At 63.5% G+C, this 26969-nt stretch carries 23 protein-coding genes; 11 read left to right on the top strand and 12 right to left on the bottom strand.

The features are described from left to right. The first annotated feature begins 141 nt into the window (after positions 1–141). Both ACIQXM_RS05745 and ACIQXM_RS05740 read left to right on the top strand, forming a co-directional pair. Positions 142–1245, top strand: a complete 1104-nt coding sequence (locus tag ACIQXM_RS05745; RefSeq protein WP_400928867.1) for a YeeE/YedE family protein — start codon at positions 142–144, stop codon at positions 1243–1245. A 68-nt stretch (positions 1246–1313) separates the two neighbouring features. Further along, positions 1314–1541, top strand: coding sequence for a sulfurtransferase TusA family protein (locus tag ACIQXM_RS05740; protein ID WP_400928864.1), 228 nt, complete (start codon positions 1314–1316; stop codon positions 1539–1541). Between the two features lie 45 nt (positions 1542–1586). Here the strand turns inward: ACIQXM_RS05740 and ACIQXM_RS05735 are convergent, their stop codons facing one another. Next, positions 1587–2357, bottom strand: coding sequence for an enoyl-CoA hydratase/isomerase family protein (locus ACIQXM_RS05735; protein ID WP_400928861.1), 771 nt, complete (start codon positions 2355–2357; stop codon positions 1587–1589). Positions 2358–2521: 164 nt separating this feature from the next. On the opposite strand from ACIQXM_RS05735, the gene ACIQXM_RS05730 reads away from it, so the two are divergent. Both ACIQXM_RS05730 and ACIQXM_RS05725 read left to right on the top strand, forming a co-directional pair. Then, complete coding sequence (locus tag ACIQXM_RS05730; RefSeq protein ID WP_400928858.1) at positions 2522–4123, top strand: fatty acyl-CoA synthetase; 1602 nt, start codon at positions 2522–2524, stop codon at positions 4121–4123. A 170-nt stretch (positions 4124–4293) separates the two neighbouring features. Continuing rightward, positions 4294–5298 carry an aldo/keto reductase family protein gene (locus tag ACIQXM_RS05725; protein ID WP_400928855.1) on the top strand — a complete coding sequence of 335 codons (1005 nt, stop codon included), beginning with the start codon at positions 4294–4296 and terminating at the stop codon, positions 5296–5298. Positions 5299–5410: 112 nt separating this feature from the next. On the opposite strand, the gene ACIQXM_RS05720 is transcribed toward ACIQXM_RS05725, so the two are convergent. The 8 genes from ACIQXM_RS05720 to ACIQXM_RS05685 all read right to left on the bottom strand — a co-directional run bounded on the left by ACIQXM_RS05720 (position 5411) and on the right by ACIQXM_RS05685 (position 16781). After that, a complete protein-coding gene (locus ACIQXM_RS05720; RefSeq protein ID WP_400928852.1) occupies positions 5411–6328 on the bottom strand; it encodes an ROK family protein in 918 nt (305 codons plus the stop codon). Beyond that, on the bottom strand, positions 6325–9072 hold the full coding sequence (locus tag ACIQXM_RS05715; RefSeq protein ID WP_400928850.1) for a glycoside hydrolase family 2 protein: 2748 nt from the start codon (positions 9070–9072) through the stop codon (positions 6325–6327). The genes ACIQXM_RS05720 and ACIQXM_RS05715 overlap by 4 nt, the downstream gene beginning before the upstream one ends. A 46-nt stretch (positions 9073–9118) precedes the next feature. Then, positions 9119–11254 carry an alpha-galactosidase gene (locus ACIQXM_RS05710; protein WP_400928847.1) on the bottom strand — a complete coding sequence of 712 codons (2136 nt, stop codon included), beginning with the start codon at positions 11252–11254 and terminating at the stop codon, positions 9119–9121. A 50-nt stretch (positions 11255–11304) separates the two neighbouring features. Continuing rightward, positions 11305–12195, bottom strand: a complete 891-nt coding sequence (locus ACIQXM_RS05705; protein ID WP_400928844.1) for an ABC transporter ATP-binding protein — start codon at positions 12193–12195, stop codon at positions 11305–11307. Then, positions 12192–13067, bottom strand: a complete 876-nt coding sequence (locus ACIQXM_RS05700) for an ABC transporter ATP-binding protein (protein ID WP_400928841.1) — start codon at positions 13065–13067, stop codon at positions 12192–12194. Before ACIQXM_RS05700 ends, ACIQXM_RS05705 begins: the two co-directional genes overlap by 4 nt. Then, a complete protein-coding gene (locus ACIQXM_RS05695; RefSeq protein WP_400928838.1) occupies positions 13064–13912 on the bottom strand; it encodes an ABC transporter permease in 849 nt (282 codons plus the stop codon). Before ACIQXM_RS05695 ends, ACIQXM_RS05700 begins: the two co-directional genes overlap by 4 nt. Before the next feature lie 145 nt (positions 13913–14057). Further along, complete coding sequence (locus ACIQXM_RS05690; RefSeq protein WP_400928835.1) at positions 14058–15047, bottom strand: ABC transporter permease; 990 nt, start codon at positions 15045–15047, stop codon at positions 14058–14060. A 51-nt stretch (positions 15048–15098) separates the two neighbouring features. Then, positions 15099–16781, bottom strand: a complete 1683-nt coding sequence (locus ACIQXM_RS05685) for an ABC transporter substrate-binding protein (RefSeq protein ID WP_400928832.1) — start codon at positions 16779–16781, stop codon at positions 15099–15101. Between the two features lie 265 nt (positions 16782–17046). Here ACIQXM_RS05685 and ACIQXM_RS05680 point away from each other — a divergent pair, with 265 nt between their 5' ends. From ACIQXM_RS05680 to ACIQXM_RS05670, 3 genes are all read left to right on the top strand, one after another. Continuing rightward, on the top strand, positions 17047–17673 hold the full coding sequence (locus ACIQXM_RS05680; RefSeq protein WP_400928829.1) for an SGNH/GDSL hydrolase family protein: 627 nt from the start codon (positions 17047–17049) through the stop codon (positions 17671–17673). Positions 17674–17752: 79 nt separating this feature from the next. Continuing rightward, positions 17753–18964 (top strand): ROK family protein, encoded by a 1212-nt coding sequence (locus tag ACIQXM_RS05675; RefSeq protein WP_400928827.1) that lies wholly within the window; start codon positions 17753–17755, stop codon positions 18962–18964. Positions 18965–18999: 35 nt separating this feature from the next. After that, complete coding sequence (locus ACIQXM_RS05670) at positions 19000–19809, top strand: SDR family oxidoreductase (protein WP_400928824.1); 810 nt, start codon at positions 19000–19002, stop codon at positions 19807–19809. Between the two features lie 24 nt (positions 19810–19833). Here ACIQXM_RS05670 and ACIQXM_RS05665 read toward each other — a convergent pair whose 3' ends face one another. Together ACIQXM_RS05665 and ACIQXM_RS05660 are read right to left on the bottom strand one after the other, a co-directional pair. Further along, entirely contained in the window at positions 19834–21642 is a 1809-nt protein-coding gene (locus ACIQXM_RS05665; RefSeq protein ID WP_400928821.1) for a DUF222 domain-containing protein, read from the bottom strand. Positions 21643–21934: 292 nt separating this feature from the next. Then, complete coding sequence (locus ACIQXM_RS05660; protein WP_400928818.1) at positions 21935–23416, bottom strand: MFS transporter; 1482 nt, start codon at positions 23414–23416, stop codon at positions 21935–21937. Between the two features lie 56 nt (positions 23417–23472). Between ACIQXM_RS05660 and ACIQXM_RS05655 the strand changes: the two genes are divergently transcribed. Continuing rightward, positions 23473–24057 (top strand): TetR family transcriptional regulator, encoded by a 585-nt coding sequence (locus tag ACIQXM_RS05655; RefSeq protein ID WP_400928815.1) that lies wholly within the window; start codon positions 23473–23475, stop codon positions 24055–24057. Between the two features lie 132 nt (positions 24058–24189). Further along, positions 24190–25038 (top strand): SDR family NAD(P)-dependent oxidoreductase, encoded by an 849-nt coding sequence (locus ACIQXM_RS05650; RefSeq protein ID WP_400928813.1) that lies wholly within the window; start codon positions 24190–24192, stop codon positions 25036–25038. 66 nt (positions 25039–25104) lie between these two features. Here ACIQXM_RS05650 and ACIQXM_RS05645 read toward each other — a convergent pair whose 3' ends face one another. Further along, positions 25105–25335: a PLDc N-terminal domain-containing protein gene (locus ACIQXM_RS05645; RefSeq protein ID WP_400928810.1), complete on the bottom strand. Its 231-nt coding sequence runs from the start codon at positions 25333–25335 to the stop codon at positions 25105–25107. Positions 25336–25540: 205 nt separating this feature from the next. Between ACIQXM_RS05645 and ACIQXM_RS05640 the strand changes: the two genes are divergently transcribed. Then, complete coding sequence (locus ACIQXM_RS05640) at positions 25541–25888, top strand: UBP-type zinc finger domain-containing protein (RefSeq protein ID WP_400928807.1); 348 nt, start codon at positions 25541–25543, stop codon at positions 25886–25888. Between the two features lie 155 nt (positions 25889–26043). Continuing rightward, on the top strand, positions 26044–26832 hold the full coding sequence (locus ACIQXM_RS05635) for an SDR family oxidoreductase (RefSeq protein ID WP_400928804.1): 789 nt from the start codon (positions 26044–26046) through the stop codon (positions 26830–26832). Positions 26833–26969: the final 137 nt, after the last annotated feature.

The following is a 26969-nucleotide window of genomic DNA, read 5'->3' as shown; positions in this document are numbered from 1 at the left end:
CAGATATTCCTGCTTGGTCACGGGGCTTCATCTGCGTTCACAGCGGGTTATTTTCTTTGGCCTGTGCGAACGCCGGGGTTTAGCGTTTCGAAGCTGCGGGTCATTTCTGCCCGCACCCTCATCCGCCTCAAAGGAGCACCCATGCTTATCTCCGGCCTTTTTGTGGGCATGGCCCTGGGCTTTGTCATGCAGCGCGGCCGCTTTTGCGTCACCGGAGCCTTCCGTGACATCTGGGTAACACGCAATACGCGGTGGCTGACCGCTTTCCTTGTGGTGGTTGCCATCCAGAGCGTGGGGGTGTTCGCGCTGGACGCCGCCGGCGTCATTACCCTTCAGTCCAGCGCCTTCCCGTGGCTGGCCACCATCATTGGCGGCTTCATTTTCGGATTCGCCATCATCCTGGCCGGCGGCTGCGCCACGGGCACCTACTACCGTGCCGGTGAGGGCCTGGTGGGCAGCTGGCTTGCCCTGATCACCTACGCCTTGTTTGCCGCAATCATGAAGACCGGCCCGCTGTCCGGTTTCAACACCTCCATGAGGTCCGTGACGGTGGAACAAAGCAATTTCTATTCGGTCCTGAACGTTTCGCCCTGGATTTTCGTGGCCCTGTTGGTTGTTGGCGTTGGACTGGCCGTACGCCATCACCTGAACAAGCCCCGGTTCACGATGGCAGCACCCCCGGCTGCCAAAACCGGTCTGGCGCATCTTCTCTTCGAAAAGCCCTGGCATGCCTTTGCCACCGCAGTGGTCATTGGCCTGATTGCCATCGCCGCATGGCCGCTGAGCTGGGCCACGGGACGCGAAGCCGGGCTAGGCATCACCACCCCGTCCTCCAACGCCGTGAACTACCTGGTCACCGGTGATCCCGAACTCGTGGACTGGGGTGTGCTCCTAGTAGCCGGAATCCTGCTCGGCTCCTACATTGCCGCCAAGGGCAGCGGTGAATTCCGTATCCGCGTTCCCGATGCCGCAACGGTGGTCAAGAGCCTCAGCGGCGGCGCCCTGATGGGTGTTGGCGCGGCTCTGGCCGGCGGCTGCACCATCGGCAACGCCATGGTGGAAACCGCTCAGTTCAGCTTCCAGGGCTGGACTGCCATGGTCTTCATGATCCTGGGCACCGGCCTGGGAGCCCGGCTCACGATCATGAACCGCCGGACCGCACGCGGGTCCGGTACAGGCGGGTCCGGTACAGGCGCTTCGGGTGCAGCCCGCAATGCCCATGTCTCCGCGGCAGCGCGCAGCTAGTTCCACCGCCGCTGCCCGCAGTTCCCCCCAACAGATCCAAGCAGTACTCCCGAAAGGACACTTTTCCCATGGCACAGGTAACCCTTGAAACCAACGGCCAGGTCTGCCCGTTTCCCCTCGTCGAAGCCAAGGACGCCATGACCACCATGGCGGCCGGCGATGAGCTGGTCATTCACTTCGACTGCACCCAGGCCACCGACGCCATCCCGCGCTGGGCCGCGGAGAACAACTACCCGGTGACGGATTTCTCCAAGATCGGTCCGGCTGAATGGTCCATTACGGTGCAGAAGGCCTAGGCAGTACGCACCGTCTTCCCACCGGCTTCCCGCCAGAGGTGTTCTCTAGCGGGAAGCCTTGGCCGCGAAAGCGGCAATCCGCTCCCGCGTATCCGCGGAACCGGCCATCGACGCAATGGTCGCCGCTTCTTCCTGCAGGTGCGCTTCGTAGCCGGCGATGCTGCGGGCGCGCAGCAGCCGCTTGGTGGGCCCCAGCACCGCAACCGCTCCCGCCGCCAGCTGCTCCCCCAACTGCTGAGCCCTGAGGGCAAGGTCCCCGGACGGCACCGTCTCGTTGATGAGCCCCCATTCCAGGGCATCGGCGTGGCTGGCCGTCCGTCCGGCCACGCACATCTCCGCTGCCCGCCGGGGACCGGCCAGTTCGGGCAGCAGGTACGAGACCCCGCAGTCGGGGGTTAGTCCCACTCCGGCGTAGGCGGCCAGGAACCGTGCCTTGGGTGAGGCCAGGATAAAGTCGGCGTTCAGCGCCAGGCCCAGGCCCGCGCCCGCAGCAGGCCCGTCCACCGCTGCGATGCTGATCAGCCGCGACTTCGCCAGGCCCAGCATCACTTCATGCAGCTTGCCGGCAAGTTCCTTGAGGAACCCGCCCTGATCCGCTGCCGCAGCCATGGCACCCACGTCGCCGCCGGCACTGAAGAAGCGTCCTGCGCCCTGCAGCACCAGGACATGGCAGTCCGGCCGCACTTCAGCCTCTGCGAGCGCGGCGCAGAGTTCCCCCGCCAGCTCCAGGTTCAGGGCGTTGGCCTGATGGGGGCGGTTCAGGGTCAGCCGCGCCAGTGCGCCGTCGTACTCCAGGGTGAGGTGGCGGAACGTCATTGGGTGGTTCTCCTTGTGCGTGGGCCGTGATCGGGACTGGCGGCCAGTCTAACCGGGCACTTCGATTCTTCCCCTGCGGGCGCCGGTGGGACAGAATGTGGCAACAGGTCCGCTGGCGCGCCGAAGGTGGGGCAGCGGCAAGCACTCAACTTCGGAGGTTCCGCGTGTCCGCAGCACCGCTTCTTGCACTGTCCCGCAGCCAGTCCCTGGGTGATCTTCCGCGGCGCAGCGCACTGCGCTTTCCGGACCGCACCGCCGTTGCGGACGGCCCCACCCGGCTGACCTTCGCCGAATTTGAGCAGGCGGTGGCCAACGCGGCGGCAGCTCTGTCCGCCCAGGGCATCGATCCGGGCGAACGGCTGGCCCTGCTCTCGCGGAACACCTGGCAGTACGCCGTCCTGGTTTTCGCCACCGCACGCGCCGGTGTGGTGCTGGTGCCGATCAACTTCATGCTCGGCGCCGATGAAATCGCCTACGTCCTGGACCACAGTGGAGCCACCGCTTTTGTGGCACAGGATGCGCTGGTGCAGGTGGCCGAGGCGGCCATGGACGCTGCGGCGACGGACGCCGTCGTCGTGCGCTCCTGCATCTGCAGCGGTACCGGGGATGCTCCGGCCGGGTGGGGGAATGTGCAGGACTGGTGCGAGTACGACGGCGAGGCGCCGGCTGTCGCTGTGGCTGACGACGACCCGGTCCGGCTGATGTACACCTCCGGAACGGAGTCCCGGCCCAAGGGCGCGCTGATGTCCAGCCGGTCGCTGATGTGGGAATACGTCTCGGCTGTGGTGGACGGAAACATGTCTTCCGACGACGTCGACCTGCACACGCTGCCGCTGTACCACTGCGCCCAGCTGGATTGCTTCCTGGGCCCGGACATCTACCTTGGTGCCACCAGCATTCTCCTTCCGGCTCCGGATCCGGCGGCCGTCCTGGCAACGATCGAACGTGAACGGGTCACCAAATTCTTTGCCCCGCCCACGGTTTGGATCTCCCTGCTGCGCTCGCCGCACTTCGATTCCGCGGACCTGTCCTCCCTGCGCAAGGGCTATTACGGAGCCTCAGCCATGCCGGTGCAGGTGCTCAAGGAACTTCAGGACCGGCTTCCCAACGTCCGGTTCTGGAACTTTTACGGGCAGACTGAAATGGCTCCGGTGGCCACCATCCTGGGTCCGGAAGACCAGCTGACCCATGCCGGATCAGCGGGCCGTCCATCCCTGAATGTGGAAACGGCTGTGGTTGACGGCAATGACGTCCCTGTCCCTGCCGGGACGGTGGGAGAGATTGTGCACCGCAGTCCGCATGCGACCCTGGGCTACTACCGCGACCCTGAGCGCACCGCCGAGGCTTTCGCCAACGGCTGGTTCCATTCGGGAGACCTGGGCTATTTCGACGACGCCGGTTACCTCAGCGTTGTGGACCGCAAGAAGGACATGATCAAGACCGGCGGGGAAAACGTGGCCAGCCGTGAAGTGGAGGAGGCCATCTACCTGCTGGACGGCGTGGCCGAGGTTGCCGTCTTCGGGGTACCCCATCCGCATTGGGTGGAGGCCGTAGCCGCTGTGGTGGTGCCGCGGCCGGGAGCCGATCTGACGCCCGAGACGGTCATGGCCCACACCCGCAGCGTGCTCGCCGGCTACAAGACACCCAAATACGTAGTCATGGCCGATTCCCTGCCCAAGAACCCCAGCGGCAAAATCGTCAAACGCCAGTTGCGCGGGGAACATTCCGGGCTGGGGCAGGAGGAGGCTTCGGCTGCCGGCAACTGATGCCGGCGGACTTGTTGCTCCTCGTTGTCCCCGTTGCCTCCCTCTTGTCCCCCGTATCCCCGTGTGCCGCCTCGCCCGCCCTTTTGACGGAAAAGGAAAGCTGGCTTAGCTTTACAGCTGTACCAACGTGATTTAAGTCACTGACGATCATTGGCAAAGGAAGCGCAGCTATGGAACACAGATACCTCGGCAACAGCGGACTGAAGATCTCCGAAATCATCTACGGAAACTGGCTGACCCACGGGTCCCAGGTGGAGAACGACGTCGCCGCCGAGTGCGTGCGGGCTGCCCTGGATGCCGGCGTCAGCACCTTTGACACAGCGGACGCCTACGCCAACACCGCCGCGGAAACAGTCCTCGGGACCGCACTGAAGGGCGAGCGCCGGGAATCGCTGGAAATCCTCACGAAGGTGTACTGGCCCACGGGGCCGGCCGGGCACAATGACTCAGGCCTGTCCCGCAAGCACATCATGGAATCCATCAACGGCTCCCTGCAGCGTCTGCAGACCGACTACGTGGACCTCTACCAGGCCCACCGCTATGACACCGAAACCCCGCTGGAAGAAACCATGCAGGCCTTCGCGGACGTAGTCCGCCAGGGCAAGGCCCTCTACATCGGCGTCAGCGAATGGACGGCGGAGCAGCTCAAAGCGGGCCAGGCCCTGGCCCGGGAGATGGGATTCTCACTGATCTCCAACCAGCCGCAGTACAACATGCTCTGGCGCGTCATTGAGGCTGAGGTGGTTCCCGCATCGGAAGAGCTGGGTATTTCCCAGATTGTTTTCTCTCCCATGGCGCAGGGCATCCTCAGCGGCAAGTACAAGCCCGGGGCTGAACTGCCCGCGGGCAGCCGTGCCACCGATGAGAAGGGCGGGGCGAAGATGATCAGCCGCTGGATGCACGACGACGTCCTGGCCGGCGTGCAGAAGCTGCAGCCGATTGCCGAGGAGGCAGGGCTGACCATGGGCCAGCTGGCTGTTGCCTGGGTGCTGCAGAACCCGAACGTGTCCGGAGCCATCATCGGCGCGTCCCGTCCGGAGCAGGTCACCTCCAATGTGCAGGCCGCCGGCGTGGAGCTCAAGCCCGATGTCCTGGCCCGCATTGACGAGGCAGTTGGTTCCCTCGCCGAACGCGATCCGTCCAAGACCCAGACCCCCGAAAGCCGTCCTTCCTAGGGGGTTCAGCCCAAGCAACTCCACTTGAGGGGACCTCCCGCGATGCACCGCGGGAGGTCCCTTCAGAGGCTTCAGGCTGTTCTTCGGCTGCCTTGAGGCCCGGGTTCAGAGTTCAGGCCGCTGTCAGCGGGGACCTCGTTTCCACCAGGTCGCGGGCCAGAAAGAGGGCTCCCTGCACTCCGGCCTGGTCCCCCAGAGCCGGGGAGCAGACGTAGCCGCTGTCCGGCCGGGTCAGCGGATGCGCATCGAGCGCGCCGCCCACGAGGTGGGAGAGCTGGCTCCGGACGGCGTCGAGCAGTCCGGCGATCCGCAGGACGCCCCCGCCCAGGATAATGCGGTCCGGGGCCACCGCATAGGTCACCGCGGCGAGCAGCTGTGCCAGATAATAGGCCAACACAGGCACTGCCTCGGCTCTGGCAGAGGCATCCAGCAGCTCTCCGGGACGGCCCCACCTCCCCAGGACAGCCGGCCCGGAGGCCAGGCCTTCAGCACAGTCCCCGTGAAAGGGGCAGATTCCGGGAAAGTCATCTCCGGGAAAGCGCCGGAGAAGCTGGTGTCCCATTTCCGGATGGCTGCGTGTGAGGAACGGCAGGCCGTCCGAGGCGAAGCCCGCTCCAATTCCCGTTCCCACCGTCACATAGGCAACGTTGCGGAACCCGGCTCCTGCCCCGGCCCGCTGCTCCCCGATTGCTGCCCCCGTAACGTCCGTGACCACCTGCAGCGGCACCGTGTCTCCCAGTCCCAGCGCCCGGGGAACGTCGGTGTTGCGCCATCCGGGCTTGGGCGTGGACGTAATCCATCCGTAGGACGGCGAGGAACTGTCCACGATGACCGGGCCGAATGCAGCAAGACCGACGGCGTCCAGGGTGCCGCGGGCGGCATGCCGGTCCAGGAACGACCGCACCGTGCCCAGCGTTTCGGCGGGCGACGTAGTGGGGATCCGGATCCGCTCAATAATGTTCCCTGGGGCCGATGTTTCAGCGACGGCACAGATGACCTTGGTGCCTCCGGTCTCGATTCCGGCAATCACCTGTGCTCCCCTGCGGCTCCGGCAGGCTCAGCCAGGGCATTCGTACCGTGAGTGGCACGGGCAGAATGGGAGTCGACACAATGGGGATCGGCGGAATCGGCGGCTGCAGAATCTCCAATGCAGCGCAGCACCGGCCAGGAACCGGCAGACTCCGGTGCCGCAGACAGTTCCGCTCCGTCACGGCGGGAAACCGTGAAGGTGATGCTCTCCCCCGGCAGGACGGTGCGCATCATGTCGTCCACCTGCAGCAGGGATGCCGGCACGTCCAGTTCATCAGCCAGGCGGTCCGCAAAGAGGCAGACATCCCGCAGGAGGGTTCGGGCGGACACGGTTACCAGGAGATTGCCGCCGGTGAGCTTCACGGAGGATTCGAAGCGGGGTGCAGGAGCATCAAACACGGCATCGGGAACAAAGAACCACAGCGCCCGCTGTTCAGTGGCGGGTTTGCTGCCTGACCCTTCAGCGGACCCGTCGTCCGGCCCGTCACCGGGCACCGTGTAGTCGGCGACCAGGAACTCTTCGCTGCCGTGGACCGCTGACGCGAGTTCGTCGTCGAGCACCAGGCGGGACGTGGCATCAGGCGGCGTATCCAGCCGCAGGGAAGCGGACGACACCTCGGTGCCGTCCGTGCGCAGCCGCCGCACCCGCACCTCGGTGGACCAGGGAACCCATCCGTCATTGACGGCAACAAGCTCCAAACCGCCCGTTCCGGTGGGATCCTCCGTGCCGCCGGGAATCCGCGGAACGATGGTCAGCAGCTGCGGGGCGAAGGAGCGGCGCAGTCCAAACCAGACCGGTTTTTCAATGCCGGCATTGTCCACGGCGGACCAGCTGAGTACGGGCCAGCAGTCGTTGAGCTGCCAGATCACCACACCGGCACAGCGTTCGCGGGAGCGCAGCCATTCCGCTCCGGCGCTTTGGCTGCGGGCCTGGACCACCTGGGTCAGGTAGTGCCAGTCCTCGGCCGTCTCCGGCGTACCGAAGTACGGCGCCAAACCGCGGGCCAGTTTTTCCATTCCCCGATCCGCCCGCATATGGTGCTCCACCTGCGGGTTATCGGGCACCAGGTCCCCTTCGGTGACGGCTGCGCGCAGGGTGCTCCAGGCCGGCGGTGCGCACCAGCCCATTTCGGAGACAAAAGCCGGGTCAACATCGCGGTAGTGGACGTAGTCATCGTTGTTCCAGACGGTCCAGATATGCACCGGACCGCTTTCCGGGTTGTTGGGGTGCACGTCCAGGGATCCGGACCATGGACTGTTGGGGAGATAGGGGCGGCCGGGGTCCACCCGCTCGATGACGGCCGGAAGGACTTCAGTGTAGAACTGTGCACCCCAAGGGCGGCCCTGCAGGACCTCACGCCAGCCCCAGTCAAAGTCGCCCCAGACGCACTCGTTGCCTCCGCACCAGAGGACCAGGCTCGGATGGGCGGACAGCCTGGCCACGGCCTGCTCGGCTTCCCTGGTGACGCTGTCGATCATGTCCGGTGACTCGTCGTAGGCGCTGCAGGCAAAGAGAAAGTCATGCCACACCATGAGGCCGCGTTCGTCGCAGCCGTCCATGAACGCTTCAGTGGAGAAGTATCCGCCGCCCCAGACGCGCAGCAGGTTCGCTCCGCCGTCGACCGCTTGATCCAGCCGCTGGCCGAGCCGGTCCGCGGTGACTTCGGCAATAAACGGGTCCTCGGGAATCCAGTTGTAGCCGCGGACCCGGACCCGGCGGCCGTTGACCACGATGGCCCAGCCGGTACCGGCCTCGTCGGGGCTTTCGTCGATGCTGACCGTCCGCAGCCCCAGGCGGCGCCGGCTGGAAGCCAGCGTTTCGCCGTCGTGCTCCGCCTCAACCGTGAGCGTATACAACGGTTGGCCGCCCAGGCCCGCGGGCCACCACAGCCGGGGCTCGGGAACCGTCAACTCGATTGAGACGTCCCCTGTTGCCGCCAGCGGCACACTGGTGCGGGCGGCTTCATTGCCTTCCGGGTCGGTCAGCACAGCAGCCAGGGTGAGCCCCTCCGCCGCTTCGGTGAGTTCGACGCCGACGGTGACCTGCACTTCGGCCGTTTCAGTACCCTTCAACGCGACGCTGGGGCGAATGGAATCGATCCGTGCTGCGGACCAGGTTTCCAGGCGGATGGGCTGCCAGATTCCGGCGGTGATGTAATGCGGGCCCCAGTCCCAGCCAAAGTTGCAGGCGCTCTTGCGGAGGTAGGGATACGGTTCGGCATAGGGCCGCGGGAGCTCGCCGACAACGCTTTCGCACTCATGTGCAGCGTCCCAGGCTGACCCGAAGGTAATGTCCAGGACGTTTTCCCCCTCCACCAGCAGGTGGCCGACATCCCAGCGCCAGGCCACGTGCTGGTCCGCGGTCCGGGCAACTTCCTGTCCGTTCAGGCGAACGACGGCGATGGTGTCCAGTCCGTCGGCAACAAGCTCGGTGCGGGCACCGGAAGCGCGCGGGTCTGTGCTGGTCGGGTCTGTGCTGTTCCAGTCCGGGCTGGTCCAGGTGAAGGTCCGGGAATAGGTCCAGGTGGAATGCCCAATCCAGTACTGCTCGAGTTCACCGAAGCCGGCATCGGGATCCTGCAGCAGTCCTGCTGCCATCAGGTCTGTGTGCACCTGTCCCGGAACGGTGGCGGACAGCGGCTCATCCGAACGGGCGTAAGCCGGCGACTCGTCCGGGCCACCCTCCCAGGTGAGGCTCCACTGGCCGGTGAGGTCCAGTTGCTGCTGAATGCGTGCTGGTGTCATGGTCTTGTGTGCTCCAAAAGATAGAAAGTTGTGGGTGCAGGGCACGTTAGGGAACCCGGGCAAAATGGACCAGAGTTGCCTGCTCCGGGCGCATCGCGGGGACCTGAAGCCCGACGGTGGCCAGCATGCGTCCGGTGAGGACGGTCGGTGACAGTTGCCATTGAGGCACTTCATTTGCCTTGGATCCGGTGGTTAGGGGGCCGACAAGCTCCACCACGAAACGCGTATCCGGATCCAGCCCGGGGATGCGCACCAGTCCGGGAGGCCAGGTAGAGGGGCGTGCCAGCAGCGTCAGGGAGAACAGGGCTTCGGACCCGTCGGCGGCCACGGAACCTGAAACTGACAGTTCGGCGACCGGATGGTCGACTCTTACAGTTCTCCCGGTGTGGATCAGCGTCCTAAAACGCTTGTGCGTTTGGACCCATTCCGTTAACGAGGCAAGCTCTGCCGGATCCAGGTTGTTGATGTTCCACTCGATGCCGAAGTGACCGAACATTGCCGTTGCCGCCCGGAAGTCCAGGCTGTGGGTGCGGCCTGTCGTGTGGGAGACCGTACTGCCGATGTGGCTGCCGGTGAGCTCCGGAGGAACCAGCTGAGCGCTCCAGCGAAGAATCTGCTGGCGTTCCAGCGGGTCAATGCAGTCGCTGGCCCAAATGCGGTCCGTATGCTCCAGGATTCCCAAATCCACACGCGCGCCGCCGGATGAGCACGACTCGATCTCCAGCAGCGGATGCTTTTTTCTCAGTTCTGCCAGGATCCGGTATACCGCCAGGGTTTGTTCGTGGACCCCGGCCGCACCGGTGGCCGTGGACCCGGCATCGATCAGGTCCCGGTTATGGTCCCATTTGATGTAGTCCAGTGCGTATTCGTCCACAAGGTCGGAAATGGCGCTGAAGATGTAGTTGTAGGCGGCTGGAATCGCAAGGTTGAGGACCTGTTGCTGCCGTGCCTCCATTGGAAGGTCTCCACCGGTCTGCAGGATCCAGTCTGGGTGCCTGCGAGCGAGGTCGGAATCAGGGTTCACCATTTCCGGCTCGAACCAAAGCCCAAACTGCATTCCTTCCTGCCGCACGCGGTTAACGAGCGGGTGCAGCCCCTGGGGCCAAATCTGCTCATCCACCGTCCAGTCACCCAGTCCCGCGTTGTCACGGCGACGGCCGCGGAACCATCCGTCGTCAAGCACGTAACGTTCTACGCCTACCTTCGCTGCCCTGCCGACCAATTCCAGCAGCGGTTCAAGCTTGTGGTCGAAGTAGACCGCTTCCCAAACGTTGAGAGTCACCGGGCGATGAGATCGGGGATGGCCGGGACGCGCCCGCAGCCATTCATGGAAGCGGGAAGCCTGCTCGTCCAGCCCTTCGCCGTATGAGGCATATATCCAGGGTGTGGAATAGGAATCCCCTCTCTCGAGTGAAACTTCCCCGGGAAGGAGCAACTCTCCTCCCGCCAGGATGGTCCGCCCGCTGGTCATGCGCTCCACATAGGAGACGTGGTTGCCGCTGAACCCCACGTGCAGTCCCCAGTTTTCGCCCGTTCCAAAATTGAAGCCTGCTGCACCGGCAGTCAGTACCGTTGCCGCGTCGGCTCCAGTGCGTCCCCTCCGGGATTCACGCAAGTGCGTTCCCACGGTGATCTCCCGGCGCTGTGGAACGCGTTCCTTGGCCCATCGCCCGGCCAAGTCCAGGATCTCCGTGGCAACTGCAGGCACGGGCAGCGCCAGGACAAGGCGTTGGAGTTCGTACGCCGCCTCCACGGTGTTGGTCACCGTGGCGCGGCTCCGGAGCAGGCCGGACGGCGCAAGCTCCAGCACAATTTCCAGTGTCAGGCCAGCATTGGGATCCACTGCCCGGGCTGTGAGGGTAGTGGCTGTGCTTGTGTAACGGACGTTTCTAAAACGCGCAGACCACGCTTGGCCCCTGCGGTGTCCAATGAGCCCGGGTGCACCCATCCAGCCGGCACTGTGTTCGGGCACCAGGCTAAGACGCACCGGCAGATCGGTGGTGTTTTCCAGCAACGATCGGGATGCTCTGGCCAGCGTCCTCAGGTCCTCACCCGAACAGACTCCCAGATCTCTGCCCCAATGCAGGATCGAGGGGAGGCTGTTGGCAGGGCAGTCCACCAGGACACTGACACCGCCGTTCCGCAGATGCACAGGATCGTAATCATCTGTTTCTGCAGTCATGAGCGGACCCCCTTCCTCAGTGGTAATAGTCTTGGAACGGCTCAAAACGCTCATTGAATAGATTTCTGCATGGACTCGTCGGACCATTCACCGGTGTAGTGGTCAAAGGACCGCTTGTTGGTGATGTCTTTTCGCTCCACTGTGCCGCCAACCAGCACTCCGGCGCCGTCCGGATCCGGAGCTGATGCCTTAAGCAGCTGCGTATAGGGGTGCCGGGGATTGAGGATTACTTCATCCGCCGGCCCCCGCTCCACAATCCGGCCGTGGAGAAGCACGATGATGTCGTCCGAGAAATGCCGCGCTGTAGCCAGATCATGCGTGATGTAGAGAACCGCCAGGTTTTCCTCACGCTGTAGCCGGGCCAGGAGGTTCAGGACCCCCAGCCGAATGGAAACGTCAAGCATGGAAACCGGCTCATCAGCCACCAGGACCTGAGCTCCAGGGGCAAGCGCCCGCGCTATGGCTACGCGTTGGCGCTGCCCTCCTGATAGCTCGTGCGGGCGCCGTTTGGCGAAATTGTCCGCCGGAACAAGGTTGACCCGCTCAAGCATCTCCAGCACCCTCTCATAGGTGTCCCGGGAGCTTTTGGTCCGGCCGTGGATCCGCAGCGGGCGGGCTATGTGGTGTTCGATGGTGTGAAACGGGTTCAGGGAGGCAAACGGATCCTGAAACACCATCTGCACGTGGCGACGGTACATGGAGCCCAGAACAGGAGTGCCGTCGCCCAGCTCCAGGTTGATGGAGCCGGATGTGGGCGTCTCCAGCCGCATCAGCATTCTTGCGATCGTAGACTTTCCGGACCCGGATTCCCCCACCAGCGCAACGGTTCGACCGGGAAGCAGATCGAAGGAAACATCATCTACCGCGGTAAGAGTAGAGCGTTGCAGGCCTTTTCGGATCGTAAACTCCTTGGTTACGTTCCTGAGCTGAACCAGTGTCACATCGCCTCCCGGGCGTTTGCGCTCTCGCCTGTGCGGATAAAGTCTCCCCGTTCGCCCGTGAGGCTGGGGAAGGATTCACGGAGCTTCTGGGTATAGGGGTGGACGGGATTGTCCTTGATTTGCTGTGCCGTGCCGAGTTCGACAATTTCGCCCTCGCGCATGATCGCAATGCGGTCGCTGATTTCGAAAAGCAGGGGCAAATCGTGGGTGATGAAGATGACGGCGAAGTTCAAGCTGTCTCGCAGGCGCACGATCTCGCGGAGGATGTCCCGCTGCACGACGACGTCGAGGGCTGTGGTCGGTTCATCCATGATCATCAGCTGCGGCTGCAGGAGCAGTGCCATCGCGATCATCACCCGCTGCCGCATGCCTCCGGAAAGCTCATGCGGATAGCTGTTGAGCCGGGAGGGGTCCACCCCTACGAGTTCAAGGGCCTCACTGGCGAGCCTGCGCTTCTCTTCCCGTGAAAGTCCTTTGCGGTGTGTTGTGAAAACATCCTCAAGCTGATGACGGATTGCCACCACCGGGTTGAGCGCATTCATGGCACCTTGGAAAACCATCGAAAGCTTGGACCAACGGAAAACGCGCAGCTCCTTGTCGCTCAGGCCCAGCACATCGATGTCCGTGCCGTCCGCGTCATGGAATGTGACGCTTCCGCCTGAGATCCGGGCCGGAGGACGATGCAGACGGTTTACCGCGTAGGCAAGGGTGGTTTTGCCGCACCCGGACTCGCCGGCCAGCCCCAGAATCTCTCCGGCGGAGAGAACCAGGGTGACTTCTTTGACCTCCACAACCGGGTTTTCCACTTCGTACACAACACTCAGGTCGCTGATCGTCAGGACGGGCCTGGCGGCGTCCATTCCGCTGCTCATGCGTGCTTACCTGCTTTCCTTGCGTTTCTAGCTGCTTTTCGCTGTTGCTTGCGGTGAACGCGCACATTGCGGAGCTTCGGATTAATGACCTCATCGATGCTGAAATTGATCAGGGAAAGGCCGCAGCCGAAAAGGGCGATGATCAGTCCGGGCGGAGCAAACCACCACCATGCACCAAGCTGCAGGGCAAAGCCGTTCTGGGCGTAGAACAGCATGGTTCCCAGCGTTGACGTGCCCGATGCTCCCAGACCAATGAAGGAAAGCCCCGCTTCGCTGAGAATCGCAAAGATCACCGCGAAAACGAATTGTGAGGCCATGACCGGGAGCAGATTGGGCAGGATCTCCACTCCGATGACCCGCCAGGACCGCTCGCCGGCGACTCGGGCCGCGGCAACATAATCGCGGTTACGAATGGACAGTGTCTGTGCCCGCAAGACGCGGGAGGAAGCAGCCCAGCCCGTCACGGCCAGCACAATGGCTACCGTCCAGAGTCCCCGCGCCTCAGGCGGAACAAAAGCGGCAATCACGATAATGAGCGGCAGCCCGGGAATGACCAGGACGACGTTGGAGAAGAGAGAGAATGCTTCGTCCGTGGCGCCGCCGATGTAGGCACCGAGGATACCGAAGAAAGCCGAAAGTGCTGTTGCCAGGACGCCCACGATGAGGCCGATCTGGAGGGAGCCCCACGTGGAATGGGCAAGCTGGGCAAGAACGTCCTGCCCGGTCTGGGTGGTCCCGAGCAGGTGATCGGAACTCGGTGCGGTCAAACCAATGTTGCTCACGGCCCGCGGGTCCTGCCCGAAGAACGGGGCGATTATTCCAAAGAGCACAATCGCCAGGGTCATAGCCCCGCCGATAGCAAGGGATGGGGTGAGAGTCGGCAGCATGGGGCGTAAACCTGCCCGCTTGGGCCTGTTGGCGACCGGTTCCGGCGCTGCAAGGGATGGGACGGTTTCCTGGCTCAGGTTTGTCATTGGTGGGCTCCGGATCTCAGCTGCGTACCCGCGTCCGGGGATCGATGACCCCGTACAGCAAGTCGATAAGAAGGTTTGCCCCCAGGACAGTGAGGGTGATGACGAGGAAGATGCCCTGCATCAAGGCAAAGTCGTTGTTCTGGACTGCCTTCAGCAGGCTGGTGCCAATTCCCGGGTAGGAGAACACCAGCTCAGTCAGAATTGATCCGGACACGACGAATCCCAGTGAAATGGCGAAGCCGGCGACGGAGGGAAGAACTGCGTTGCGGGCGGCGTAGCGCATAATGACCCGGGAGCTCTTCAGCCCCTTCGCTTCGGCGGTAAGAACGTAATCCTCGGAGAGGGTGGACACCATCATGTTCCGCATGCCCAGAAGCCAACCTCCAATGGAGGAAATGACGATCGTCAGGGCCGGAAGAATGCCGTATTCAATGGCTGAAAAAATAAAGGCCGGATCCCACCCCGGAGTCAGGATGACGTCATACCCTCCCTGCAACGGCAGCCACTGAAGCGTTGATGCAATAAGGAACACGAGGATCAGGGCCAGCCAGAAATACGGGACGGCGGCCAGCAGCGTGGTGGCCGGAACGAGGGCGTCCACCCAGGTGCCTGGTTTCCAGCCGGCGAAGATACCCATGCCCACACCGACTACAAACGAAATCAGGGTAGCCAGGCCCACCAGCATTATGGTCCATGGAAGTGATTGCCCGATGACATCCGAAACGCTCGCGGGAAAAGAGCTGACGGAGATCCCCATGTCCCCTTTGAGCATATTCGCCAGATAGCTAAAATACTGGTTCCAAATAGGTTCTTCGGAATCGGTACCGAGGAGAAGCTCGTAGGAACGGCGCACTTCCGGTGTGACCGAGCCGCCGCGCTGCTGGAGCTTGGCCAGCAGGGTATCCACGGGATTGCCTGGCATGAAGCGCGGAATGAGAAAATTCAGGGTCAGCGCAGCCCACAATGCAACCGCATAGAAGCCTAGTTTTCGAACGAAATAATTCATTGGTTAGACTCCCTTGGAACGAAGTCCTCCTCGGTCCCGTTCATCTCCGCGTCACTCGCCTGCGGGCTTGAGCTTGTAGAAAATGCGGGCATTGTCCGGAGAGGCCCACACCGCCGGAATGGCGTACATATCTTCATCGGTTGGCCAGCCTTCAAACTTTTCCGCGTTGTATTCGCTGGTCGTGCCGCCGGTCAGGATTGGGATGTAGGGCATATCCTCGGCGACCGCGCCCTGGATGGCGTCATAGTGCGGCTGGCGCGCCGCTGAATCCTCCGGGTTCAGGGACCGAAGTGATTCCAGTGCGGCATCAACCTCCGGATTGCTGAACCGGGAATAATTGGGCGTTGCCGGTGTTCCTACTGGTTCCGTGTTGGCTGTCGCAAAGTGGTTTGCGTACATGTAATAGGGGTCAGGCGAGGCACCCTGGTTCAGGGCGTCAATAAGCAGCTGGAACTTGCCGTTGCCCCTCACCTCGCTCCATTCATTCCAGGACGACTGCTGCGACGTGATTTCAATGCCGGCGGCCCGTGCCTGCTCGGCAATGAGATCCAGGGCCGTGATGTAGTCGGTCCACCCGGTGGGAACCCGCACGCTCATTGCAAGGCGAACCCCGTCCTTGGCATAAATGCCGTCGCTCCCCTTCGCGTATCCCGCGCCCTCCAGCAGCGAGCTTGCCGTTTCAACGTCCGGCTTCATGGGGGCGACAGGCTCTTCCAGATCTTTCGAGAGGATCTCTGCATCTCGGTCTGTCAGTGCGAAACCGGGTGAAACCTCCGATGCAGTGTTTTGAAAGGCGAGGGCGTTGAGCTGCTCGCGGTCCATCGCGTAATACAGGGCTTTGCGTACTGCGGGGTCGGTCTGCGGGCCTTCACATCCGAGCGCGGCGTTGGAACACGTAAACAAAGCCATCTGGTTCATGTGGTAGGTGATGCCCTTATAGCCCGGGTATTTTCCCTCGATGTCATCCATGTTCGGCACCGGGCCGGTCTGCCAGTCGATGGAGCCGGCACTCAAGCCCTGCGCACCGGCCTGGTTACCTGAGAGGGAAAGGAAGCGGATGTTCTTGACTGCTGCTTCACCGCCCCAATAATCCGGATTGGCCGAGAAGGTGAAAGCCTGTGGTTTGAATTCCTTCAACATGAAGGGCCCGGTGCCAACCGGGTTTGGCTGCGTGTCCGTTGCCGGATCCAGATCGGCCCAGAGATGCTCCGGCACAATCGGTACGCCCAAGACCTCCGGTCCCTCGACAAAGGACACGACCGGGAATGTCAGCACCAGATGGTTGTCATCTACAAGCTCAACCTCGGCGTCGAATCCGATCTGATTTACGGCCGGATTTTCCTTCAGCATGTTCAAAGTGAAGGCGACGTCCTTGGCCGTGAAAGGTTCGCCGTCACTCCACGTCACCCCTTCGCGAGTGGTGACGGACAGTACCGTGCCCTCGTCGTTCCAGGAATACTCCGTACCAAGCAGTGGCTCGGGCTCGCCGGCGCGGAGCTGGTTGTAGAAAAACAGCGGCTCGAAAATGGTTCCGATCCCGCCGATTTGTGACGGTGAATATGGGTTGTAGTTGCTTTGGTAGTCGCCGGCCTGACCGGTGTAAGCGACCAGGGTTGTTTTCTCATCGGCTGTCTGCGTGTTTCCGCTGCCCCCTGTCGAACAGGCGGCAAGAGATAGTGCCCCCACTGCGGCCAAGGTAAGGAAGCGCTGCTTCTTGGTGTAACGGATCATCATTGATTCCCCTCCGGCCCACCGTCCTTGGTGGCCGATACTCCGCCCCGCCACTGTGGTCGGGCTCACAGTGGAATTGTTACCGACTAAAGTAAGTTGGTCAAGTAAGTTTTTCCAACTAAATAATTTCCTGTCGGACGGCAGGTAGAAGTAGTATCCGGAGTAACTTTGACGACTTTGATAAGTGGTCGTCCTAATCGGCGCCTGTGACTGTACTTAGGCCGCAGGCGGCCTCGTTTTTTACCGCATCGAAAACCCGGGAGAAACCATGGACCACGCTTTGCCCCGCACTTCCCGGCAGCGAATTGTCTTCACCGGCGACAGCGTCACCGACTGCGGGTGGCGCACTGACGGCGTCGACGGTCTGGGCGACGGGTACGTCCGCCTCCTGGCGGGCGGAGAACTCTTGGCCGAAGCCGACGTCGTCAACCGCGGCACCGGCGGAGACCGGATCGAAGACCTGGCCCGGCGTTGGGACGCCGACGTCCTGGCCGAACGCCCGCACCTGATTTCCGTGCTGATTGGCATTAACGACACGTGGCGGCGGTACGACGCCGGCCAGGAGACCGATCAGCACACCTTCATGGCCAGGTACCGTGCCCTGCTGGAGCGGGTGTCCCCTGATACAACTTTGGTGTTGATGGAGCCGTTTTTGTTGCCGGTGTCTGAGGATCAGCAGGCGTGGCGGACGGACCTGGATCCCAAGATTGCCGCAGTCCAGCGGCTGGCCAAAGAGTTTAATGCGGTTCTGGTGAGGACAGATTCCGTGCTGACGGCACTCGTTACGGACGGCACACCCCCGGAATCACTCGCGGAGGACGGCGTTCATCCCACCCCGCGCGGCCACGCCGTCATTGCCGAAGCCTGGGCAGAAGCGGTGCGGCTGGAACCCTAGCCCCCTCCCCGGCCCCGCCGCTCGCTCCGCAGTCCGCAACGGCTGCGGCACTCTCAAGCAGTTGTCCGTTAGGATCCCCGTGAAGCAAAATCAACGCCGCGAATCGTCCCGCGGGAAAATTCTGGACCTGATCCGTGTCTCCGGGCCGATCAGCCGCGTGGAGCTCGCGGAGATGACCGGCCTGACCCAGGCCACCATCTCCACTGCCGTGCGTTCGCTGCTGAATGACGGCGTCGTCCTGGAAACCGGACGTGGCGAATCCACCGGCGGAAAACCGCGGATGCTGCTCGAACTCAACCCCGCCTCCCGGCTAGGACTGGGCGTGCACATCGGTCAGGACTACATCACGTATGTGGTGGCCGACCTGAGCGGGCAGGTGGTTGGACGGCGCAGGGTCAGCTGGCCCGGTGACGCATCACCCATGACGGTGGTCAGCCGCATTACTGAGGACATCGAGCGTCTCTTCGACGCACTGGCGGTGGACCGGGAAACCGTAGTCGGCATGGGACTCGCTGCTCCCGGGCCGTTGGACCGGACGGAAGGAGCCATGATTGGAGCCCCTTCCTTCCGGGATTGGACCGGTTTTCCGCTGCGCCGTGCCCTGTCAACTACCACCGGGCTGCACTGCGAGTTCGACAATGATGCGACAGCCGCCGCTATCGGTGAATACTGGCTCGGCGCCACGGAGGGATATACCAGCTATGCCTCCGTGTACATGGGTTCGGGCATAGGCGCCGGCATCGTCATGGACGGAACCATTTATCAGGGTGTCAGCTCCAACGTGGGGGAAATAGGACACGTCAGCGTTGATGCAAACGGTCTGCCCTGCAGCTGCGGAAACATCGGGTGCCTCGAGCTCTATGCGAGTCCTCAGGTGGTGGTGGCCCAGGCTGCCGAAGCCGTTGCCCGCGGTGAACTCGAGGTTCCCCTGACAGGGATTGTCACCGAAGATTTCGCTGCGGTCGGCACGGCAGCGAATAACGGCGACCCTGTGGCCCTGCGGCTCATCAACAGGTCCGCAGAATATGTGGCGAGTGCTGTGATCTCCATGGTCAACCTTCTGGACCTGCAACTTGTTGTCCTGGCCGGCAGCGCATTCGCCACTGCAGGATCCTTCTACGTAGATACCATCGCCTCAGCCCTGGACAAACGCGCCATGGCGAGGGCTATCCATCGGGTCGAGGTACGGATGTCGGTCAACGGTAACGATGCCGCTGCATTGGGTGCCGCTACGCTGGTCCTCCAGGACAGGCTTTCTCCACGGACGCTGCGTTCCGTTTCAACGGCCTGAACAATCGAGTTTTCACGCATCCTTGAGAGGACTTCATGACTACCCCGCTACCACTTGCAGGCCGCACGGCAGTCATCACCGGTGTCAGCCGCTTTCAGGGCATTGGTTTTGCCGTCGCCTCGCGGTTAGCCCGGATGGGTGCAAGCCTGTTCCTGGCTCACTATTCCCCGCACGATGAGGACCAGCCGTGGGGCGCAGACCCGATCGACGACGTCGTCGGCAAGTTGCAGAGCCTCCTTGCCGACGGTGCGCGGCTGGCCCACGCGAGCATTGACCTGTCAGAAACCGACGGTGCCGGGCAGCTGATCCGCGACGCCGTAGGCGCTCTGGGGCATCTGGACATCCTGATCTGCAACCACGCCCGCAGCGGAAGTGACGGCCCTCTGGCGGAGATGACTGCCGAAAAGCTCGACGCTCATTGGCAGGTCAACACCCGGTCGACCCTTCTTGCCACCCGCGATTTTGCTCTGCAGCACAACGGACGAGCTGGTGGCCGGGTCATTTGGATGACCTCAGGGCAGATCAATAGAGGCGTCATGGAAAACGAAATTGCCTACGCAACCTCCAAGGCCGCGCTTGCCGGGATAACGCCGTCGGTCGCAGCTGATCTGATTCGCCGCGGAATCAACCTCAACACCGTGAACCCCGGCCCGGTCAACACCGGCTATCTGGACCTCGAAACTGCTGACCGTCCGCCGGAAGTTCTTGAAGAGGTGCTTTCGCACTTCCCCGGCGGCCGGTTCGGTGAGCCGGATGACCCAGCCAGGCTAATCGCCTGGCTGGTCAGCGATGAAGGACAGTGGATGGTGGGCCAGGTACTGAGCAGCGACGGCGGTTTCCGCTAGCCAAGCTTCCATCCGCACATGCCCTCAGAAGGGCGGCGGGTTGTCGCCGTAGTCGTATGGATCGGGGTCGTCGGGTGATCCCCAAAGCGACGACGACGGCGGCGACTCGCTGCCAGCACCCGAGGCAGCGTCTGGCACGCCCGTGGGTGCAGCGGAACCGGAGGCAAGATGAAGATGCGGTTCGGTGCGGTAAGTCCGGCCGCCCGGTGAAACCCACTCAATAATCCCGGGTGAATGCTGCCGGGCTTTCCAGAAGCCCCGGGTTTTGAACATGTGGTGGCGTCGGCACAGGTGTTCGAGGTTGTCATGATCCGTGACCCCGCCATGGGACCAGGGGGTGGTGTGGTCGATCTCGGAGATCAGGGCGTTGGTGCGGCAGCCCGGGAACCGGCAGGTACCGTCCCGTGCCCGCAGCCAGCGCTGGAGTCCGGGCGGGACTTTGCGGCGGCGGCCAACCCTCAGGATCTCTTCGGTGTGCGGGTTGCGTTCCACCGGGGTCCACCGGGCTGCCTGCCGGGCGAGTCTGCGGGCTGTTTCGGCGCTGATCGGCCCGTACCCGTGCAGTTCGGCAGGATCCTCGTCGGCTCCGAGCAGGGTTTCAGCGGTGATCAGGACCAGGATCTCGGTCCGGGCACCGGAACCATGCCTGATGGGACGGTCCTGGTCACTGGAACGGGTGCCCCTCGTGCCGCCGCCACCGCCTGCGTTGCTGACGCCGGTGCGGTTGATGTCCCGACCAAACCCGGCAAGCCCATCACCGCCACCCCTGCGGGTACTTTCACGACTGTCAACATTGTCCGGTTTGTCAGCATTGCCCGGACTGTCAGCGCTGTCAGTATTGTCCGGTTTGTCGGGACTGTGGGGGCTGTCGGTGGTCTCGTTCGCGCCCGGGACCCACACACCGTCACCATCACCGCCGGTGTTGCTGCCCGGGTCCCCGGTCCTGGCGCCGCTAACGAGCAGGTCCGCGAGGATGTCGGCACGCAGCTGATCCACGGGGCGGGGGTCTCCGGCAGCCTGCTCACCCCGGGCCGCAACACTGAGCTGCGTATAGATCGCCTGTGCCTGCTGCGCCGGAAGGAACGCCGACAACCACGACATCCCGTCCGTGTCCGGCTGCAAACAGACCCGGCGGGTTTCAAAAGCACTCTGATGCCGGACCGGAATGGTCTCCGGGTACCGGGTTTCCCGCAGCCGGCGGGCTTTGACCCGGAACTGCGCCAGGGTCAGACCCCCGTCATGCTGCCCGGCCGCAGTGAGCAGGTCCTGCTCGAACCCGGGCAGGTCAGCGGAAGGAATGTTCTGGGACTGCTCCAACACGGTTTGCACCTGCCCGTACCCGAGGGATCCTGTTTCCAGATGCTGCAGGGTGGCTGTGTGGGTGTGGCAGAGGGTTCCGGCGTCGATCATGAGCATCTTCGCGGTGCCGGTGGGCAGGTGCAGGATCGCTGCTGCTTCCTCCGCCGCGAGACTGAAAGCCAGCCCCGGATCCAGCTGCCGGTCTCCATCCGGTCCTGTTTCCGGAAGGAAGCCGTTCCGGAATATGTCTTCCATTCGGTTCAGGATTCTGGCCTGCTGGGCCTGAGCCCACCGGACAAGGTGATCCAACCGGGCCAGAACAGCACCGGCTTCATCCTGGTCAAAGACTTCAACACCCTGCAGAGCCAGGCTTCCGGTGAACCCGTCCCGGCAGGACAGACCGGAAGGAACAGTCTCAACAGTGCCGGGCTCGGCGGCGTACACGGACAGGCTACGCTCCGGCTCCGTCCGGCCGCCGCGGCTTCCGCCCTCACCGGCAGAAGCGTTCCCTGAAGAAGATCCGTGCTGATCCATGACCTCAGGCTTTCACCCGCCACTGACATTCCCGACCCGAAAACAGCTCCGAAAGACCCAAAATCGGCCTTTTTCATACGGGCCGGATACCCGTCTTTCTGACGGCCCTCTGGTGGCTTCCGAACCAGAGCTCCGTACTGCCTTCCTTCCATCCATTCTGCTTCCAGACGATGCCAAGACACGCACACCGCTCAACCACTGCCCCTTGAACAGCTGCCCCTTTAAACAACTGTGTGGATCTGCAGCGCATAAAGCGAAGCAGATCCACACAGAGAACTGACAGGTTGCCTGACTAGCCGACGTGGGCCACAGCCGGGACCTTCATCAAGTCCTCTTTGGCCGGACGGATCATGAAGAAACCGATCGGCGCGGCAAGGAACAGGGCGACGCCGGCCCAGATGAACGCCGTGGAGTAGCCGCTGACCAGCGCCTCCAGCTGTGCAGCCGGCCGGGTTGCGTTTTCGCTCAGGTAGGCGGTGATGGCCGCGGTGTAGATGGCTGTGAACAGTGCGGTGCCGATGGATCCGCCGATCTGCTGCGTGGCAGAGACAGCGGCACTGGCCACTCCGGCGTCGTGCTCATCAATGCCGGCCAGCGCCACGTTCTGCAGCGGAACAAAGATCATGGCCAGCCCGAAGCCCAGCAGAATCAAACCGGGCAGGACCTCTGCGGCGTAGTTGCCCTCCACAGAGATGAAGGACAACCACACCAGTCCGGCCGCACCCACAATGGGACCCAGGGTCATCGGCAGCCGGACGCCGGTGCGCGGCAGCAGGTTGGACAGCACGCCGGCGCCAACCATGATGGACAGGGTCATCGGCAGCGAAGCCAGACCGGACTTCAGCGGCGAGTATCCCAGCACAATCTGGAAGTAGAAGATCAGGAACAGGATGCCGCCCAGCAGGGCGGCGCCGGTGAGCGCAGAGGTCAGGAAGGCTCCGCCGCGGACGCGGTTGGCGAGCACACGCAGGGGCAGCAGCGGGTTCGAAACACGGCTCTCGACCCAGACAAACACAGCGAGGATGACGACGCCGGCAGCAAGGAAGGCGATGGTCTGCACCCGGCCCCAGCCGTTTTCGGCCTGTGAGAAGCCGTAGACCAGAGAAGCCAGCCCGGCCACGACCAGGACGGCACCGGGCAGGTCATAACGGGTGTTGCCGTGCGCCTTGCTCTCGCGGATCAGCGGCAGTCCGGCAATCATGGCGACGACGGCGATGGGTACGTTCACCAGCAGGCACCAGTTCCAGCTGGCGTACTGGGTCAGCACTCCGCCGAGAAGCAGCCCGATGGCTGCCCCGCCGCCGCCGATGGCGCCGTAGACGGCAAACGCCTTGATGCGGTCCTTGCCGGTGGGGAAGGTAATGGTCAGGATGGCCAGCGATGCGGGCGCAAGGAGAGCGGCAAAAGCGCCCTGCAGGCCGCGGGCGGCCAGCAGCATTTCAGTGGTCGTGGCAAAGCCGCCAATGGCGGAGGCGACGGCAAAGCCGGCCATACCCACCATGAAGGTGCGCTTGCGGCCCCAGTAATCGGCTATGCGTCCGCCGAGGAGCAGCAGGGATCCAAAGGCCAGCGCATAGATGGTGACCACCCAGGTGCGGTCGCCGTCGGACATGCCAAGCTCACGCTGGGCGTCGGGCAGGGCGATGTTGACGATGGTTCCGTCCAGGACCACCATCAGCTGGGCCAGGGCCAGCACGGCCAGCAGCAGCCAGCGGTGCGGATGCGCGGAATGATCGACGGCCGGAGGGGACCCGGCGGGGGTGGTGCGATCCATGTAGGGGAAATCCTCATCAAAACGAACTGGTTGGTTGGCTTAGCTATACTACAGGCATGAGAAGCGACGGCGAAGCAACGCGGGCACGAATCATGGCCGCAGCACGCAGGGAATTTGCCACCCACGGCCTGGCCGGCGCGCGCGTGGACCGGATTGCGTCCGAGGCACGGGCCAGCAAGGAGCGGTTGTACGCCTATTTTGGTGACAAACGTTCGCTCTTCGCTGCCGTCCTGACGGAAAACCTGCAGGAAACCACGGAACAGGTTCCCCGGGATGTCGAGGACCTGCCGGGTTTTGTGGGCGCAATGTTCGACCATGCGGTGGAAGAACCCGAGCACCTGCGCATGCTGGACTGGGCCCGCCTCGAGGAGGAACCCGATCTGCTGCCGCAGAGGCCCTGCGGCCGCCCGGGCCCCCGCAATGAAGACATCATCCGCGCCCAGGAAAAGGGAATCATCGACGGGCACTGGAACCCTGATGACTTAATGACGCTGCTCTTTTCCATGGCGACCGCCTGGACACAGTCCCCGGAAACCCTCTTCACGGGAAAGTCTGAGACCTGCGCGGAATCACGTGCCCGACGCCGGGCGGCCGCCATTGAGGCTGCCTGCCGGCTGCTGGAGCCAAGACCGCAGATTTAAGCACCCCGCAGGAGGCCGGGAACACCAGGGCTGCTGACATGGCTCGCGAAACACGGCGTCTTGATCCATTGGCGGATCCTCGGGGCGGGGCAATACTGGGAGGGTCCACCCCACCTGCCCGAAAGGCCTCCCGTGCCAGAGCCCGCACCAGAGCGAACCATCGTCATCACCGGAGCCAGCGACGGCATCGGAGCCGCCGCGGCCCGCAGCCTGCACAGCTTGGGCAACCGCGTCGTCGTCGTCGGCCGTTCCCCCGAAAAGACCGCAGCGGTGGCCCGGGAACTGGGCGCCGATTATCTGCTGGCGGATTTTGCCCGCCTCGACGACGTCCGCGCACTGGCACAGACCCTGCTGGAGCGCTATCCGCGCATCGATGTCCTGGCCAACAACGCCGGCGGCATCATGGCCCAGCGTGCAGACACCGTGGACGGGCATGAAAAGACGCTGCAGGTGAATCATTTGGCGCCGTTCCTGCTCACCAACCTGCTGTTGGACCGGCTCGTGGAATCACAGGCGTCGGTCATCAATACCTCAAGCGTGGCCAACAGCGTCTTTGCACGCTTCAGCATCGAAGACCTGGAAGCACACCGTAAATACACGCCGAACCGGGCCTACGGAAACGCGAAGCTGGCCAACATCCTGTTCACCCGGGAGCTGGACGCCCGGTTTGGGACCGCAGGCCTCTCCACCGCAGCCTTCCATCCCGGCGGCGTTGCCACGTCCTTTGCCTCCGAATCCACCAGCATGATGCGGCTTATGTACCGTTCGGTGCTGAACCGGTTTCTGATCTCCCCGGACGAGGGAGCGCGGACGCTGGTCTGGCTCGCCACCGCCGAACCCGGAACACAGTGGCAGTCCGGCAAGTACTACTACAAATGCCGGATCTCCACTGCCAACAAGGATGCCTATGACGCTGCCCTGTCCGCCCGGCTCTGGGAAGAGAGCGAACGGATGGTGGGGCTGGCTCCGGCTGCCCGCTGATAGGTCTTGGTGCCGGCCTGCAGATTCCCGTCTAAGGGATGCCGGCCCAAGGGATACCGGTCTTGTCTAAGGGGTGCCGGGGCGCCGGCCGATAAAGAACCAGGCAACGGGGCCGAGCACCGGAAACGCGAGCACGATCAGAACCCATACTGCTTTCGCAGTGGCTGTCAGCTGACCGGACCGGGCTATGCCTATCAATGCACCCACCAGGATCACCACCATCAACAGGCCGATACCCAGCACCAGAACATTCCAGGCCGACAAAACCGGATTCGCTCCCTCGGCAACCAACAGCACAGTAATCCCCCGTCTTCAATACCCGGCCTCCCCGGGCAAGCACCCACCCTAACAGTGCAGCTCCGTACCGGAGCTGAGCTGCCGGAGACTCATCCTCCCCCGGCATTCTCCCCCGGCATCCTTCACTGCTGCCTCTTTCACACCTTCTCACCGGTGGCTACCGTTGGAGGACACAGGGGGTGGCTCTGCCGAGGAGCAATTGACCATGTACGACTCATCCGGCATCAATGTTTCAGTACCGCCTTCCGGTCCTGGCTGCGTGGAGTGCACAGCGCAGGACGGCTGGTGGTTCCATCTGCGGCGCTGCGCCGAATGCGGCCATATCGGCTGTTGCGACAATTCGCCGGGACAGCATGCCACCGGCCATGAGGAGTCAACCGGACATCCCGTGATCCGCAGCTACGAGCCCGGCGAGGAATGGTTTTGGGACTACCGCACCAACTCGGTGTTTGAGGGTCCCCTCCTTGCCCCGCCGCAGAGCCATCCGGCAAACCAGGGCGTCCCCGGCCCCGCCGGACGCGTTCCCCCGAATTGGCCGGACGAACTGCACTAGGAGGCCCGATCATGCACTCGGAGCCGGGCTCGCCGCATTGGCCTGGAACGCAGGGTCGGCGCGGTCTTGGAGACAGTCTCCAAGAGCTTAAAACGGTGCGCCATGCAAATCAGCCGTCGCCCGCTGACCACCGCCGGCGGGCGTAACCTAAAGGCATGGCACGCACATACATAGTTACTGGATCAGGATCGGGAATCGGCGCCGCTACAGCCGAACTGCTGCGCGAGCGCGGCAACACCGTGGTGGGAGTGGACCTTCGCGGGGCCGAGGCCGAAGCGGACCTCAGCACGCCCGAGGGCCGCCGAGCAGCTGCGGACAAGGCGGTGGAGCTGGCCGGCGGCAAGGTGGACGCAGTTATCGCCTGCGCCGGAATCTCCGCACCGGCAGCCATCACCGTGTCAGTCAACTTCTTCGGCGTCACGGAGTTCCTCGAACTGCTGGCACCGACGCTGGCCAAGAGTGATGCTCCGCGTGCTGCTGTGGTCAGCTCCATGGCATCGCTGCAGCCGAACTCCCCGGAGCTCGTTGACGCAATGCTGGCGGGCGACGAAGCACTTGCACTGGAAATCGGCGGCAAGCTCGCCGCAAAGGGACCGGCTGAGGGATACCTCAACTACCCCTCCTCCAAGCGCGCCCTCAGCCGCTGGGTCCGCCGGGCAAGCATCACCGACACCTGGGCAGGCAACGGCATTCCGTTGAACGCCGTGGCCCCCGGCACGGTTATCTCGGCCATGACCAAGGATCTGCTGTCCACCCCCGAGGGACGCAAGATGGTGGATTCCTCGGTGCCCATGCCTCTGAACGGCCACTCCGAGGCTATTGTCATTGCGCGGCTGCTCGCCTGGCTCACCAGCGAAGAGAACACTCACACCACCGGCCAGACGATCTACACCGACGGCGGCGCTGACGCCACGCTGCGCGGAGACGACATCTGGGGCGCATAATCCCCTGAATCCCCGGCCCCGGGGCTAAGAACCCCCTGTGGCCACCGAAGCGGCTCCGGAACCCTTGTTCCGGGGCCGCTGGTGCGTGCGTGCCCGAAAACCCCGCCCCCCGGGCCAAAATGGCCGCGCGCCCCCGC

Source organism: Arthrobacter sp. NPDC097144 (assembly GCF_044762205.1).
GTDB lineage: Bacteria > Actinomycetota > Actinomycetes > Actinomycetales > Micrococcaceae > Arthrobacter_B.
This window is presented reverse-complemented; position numbering and strand designations above follow the sequence as displayed.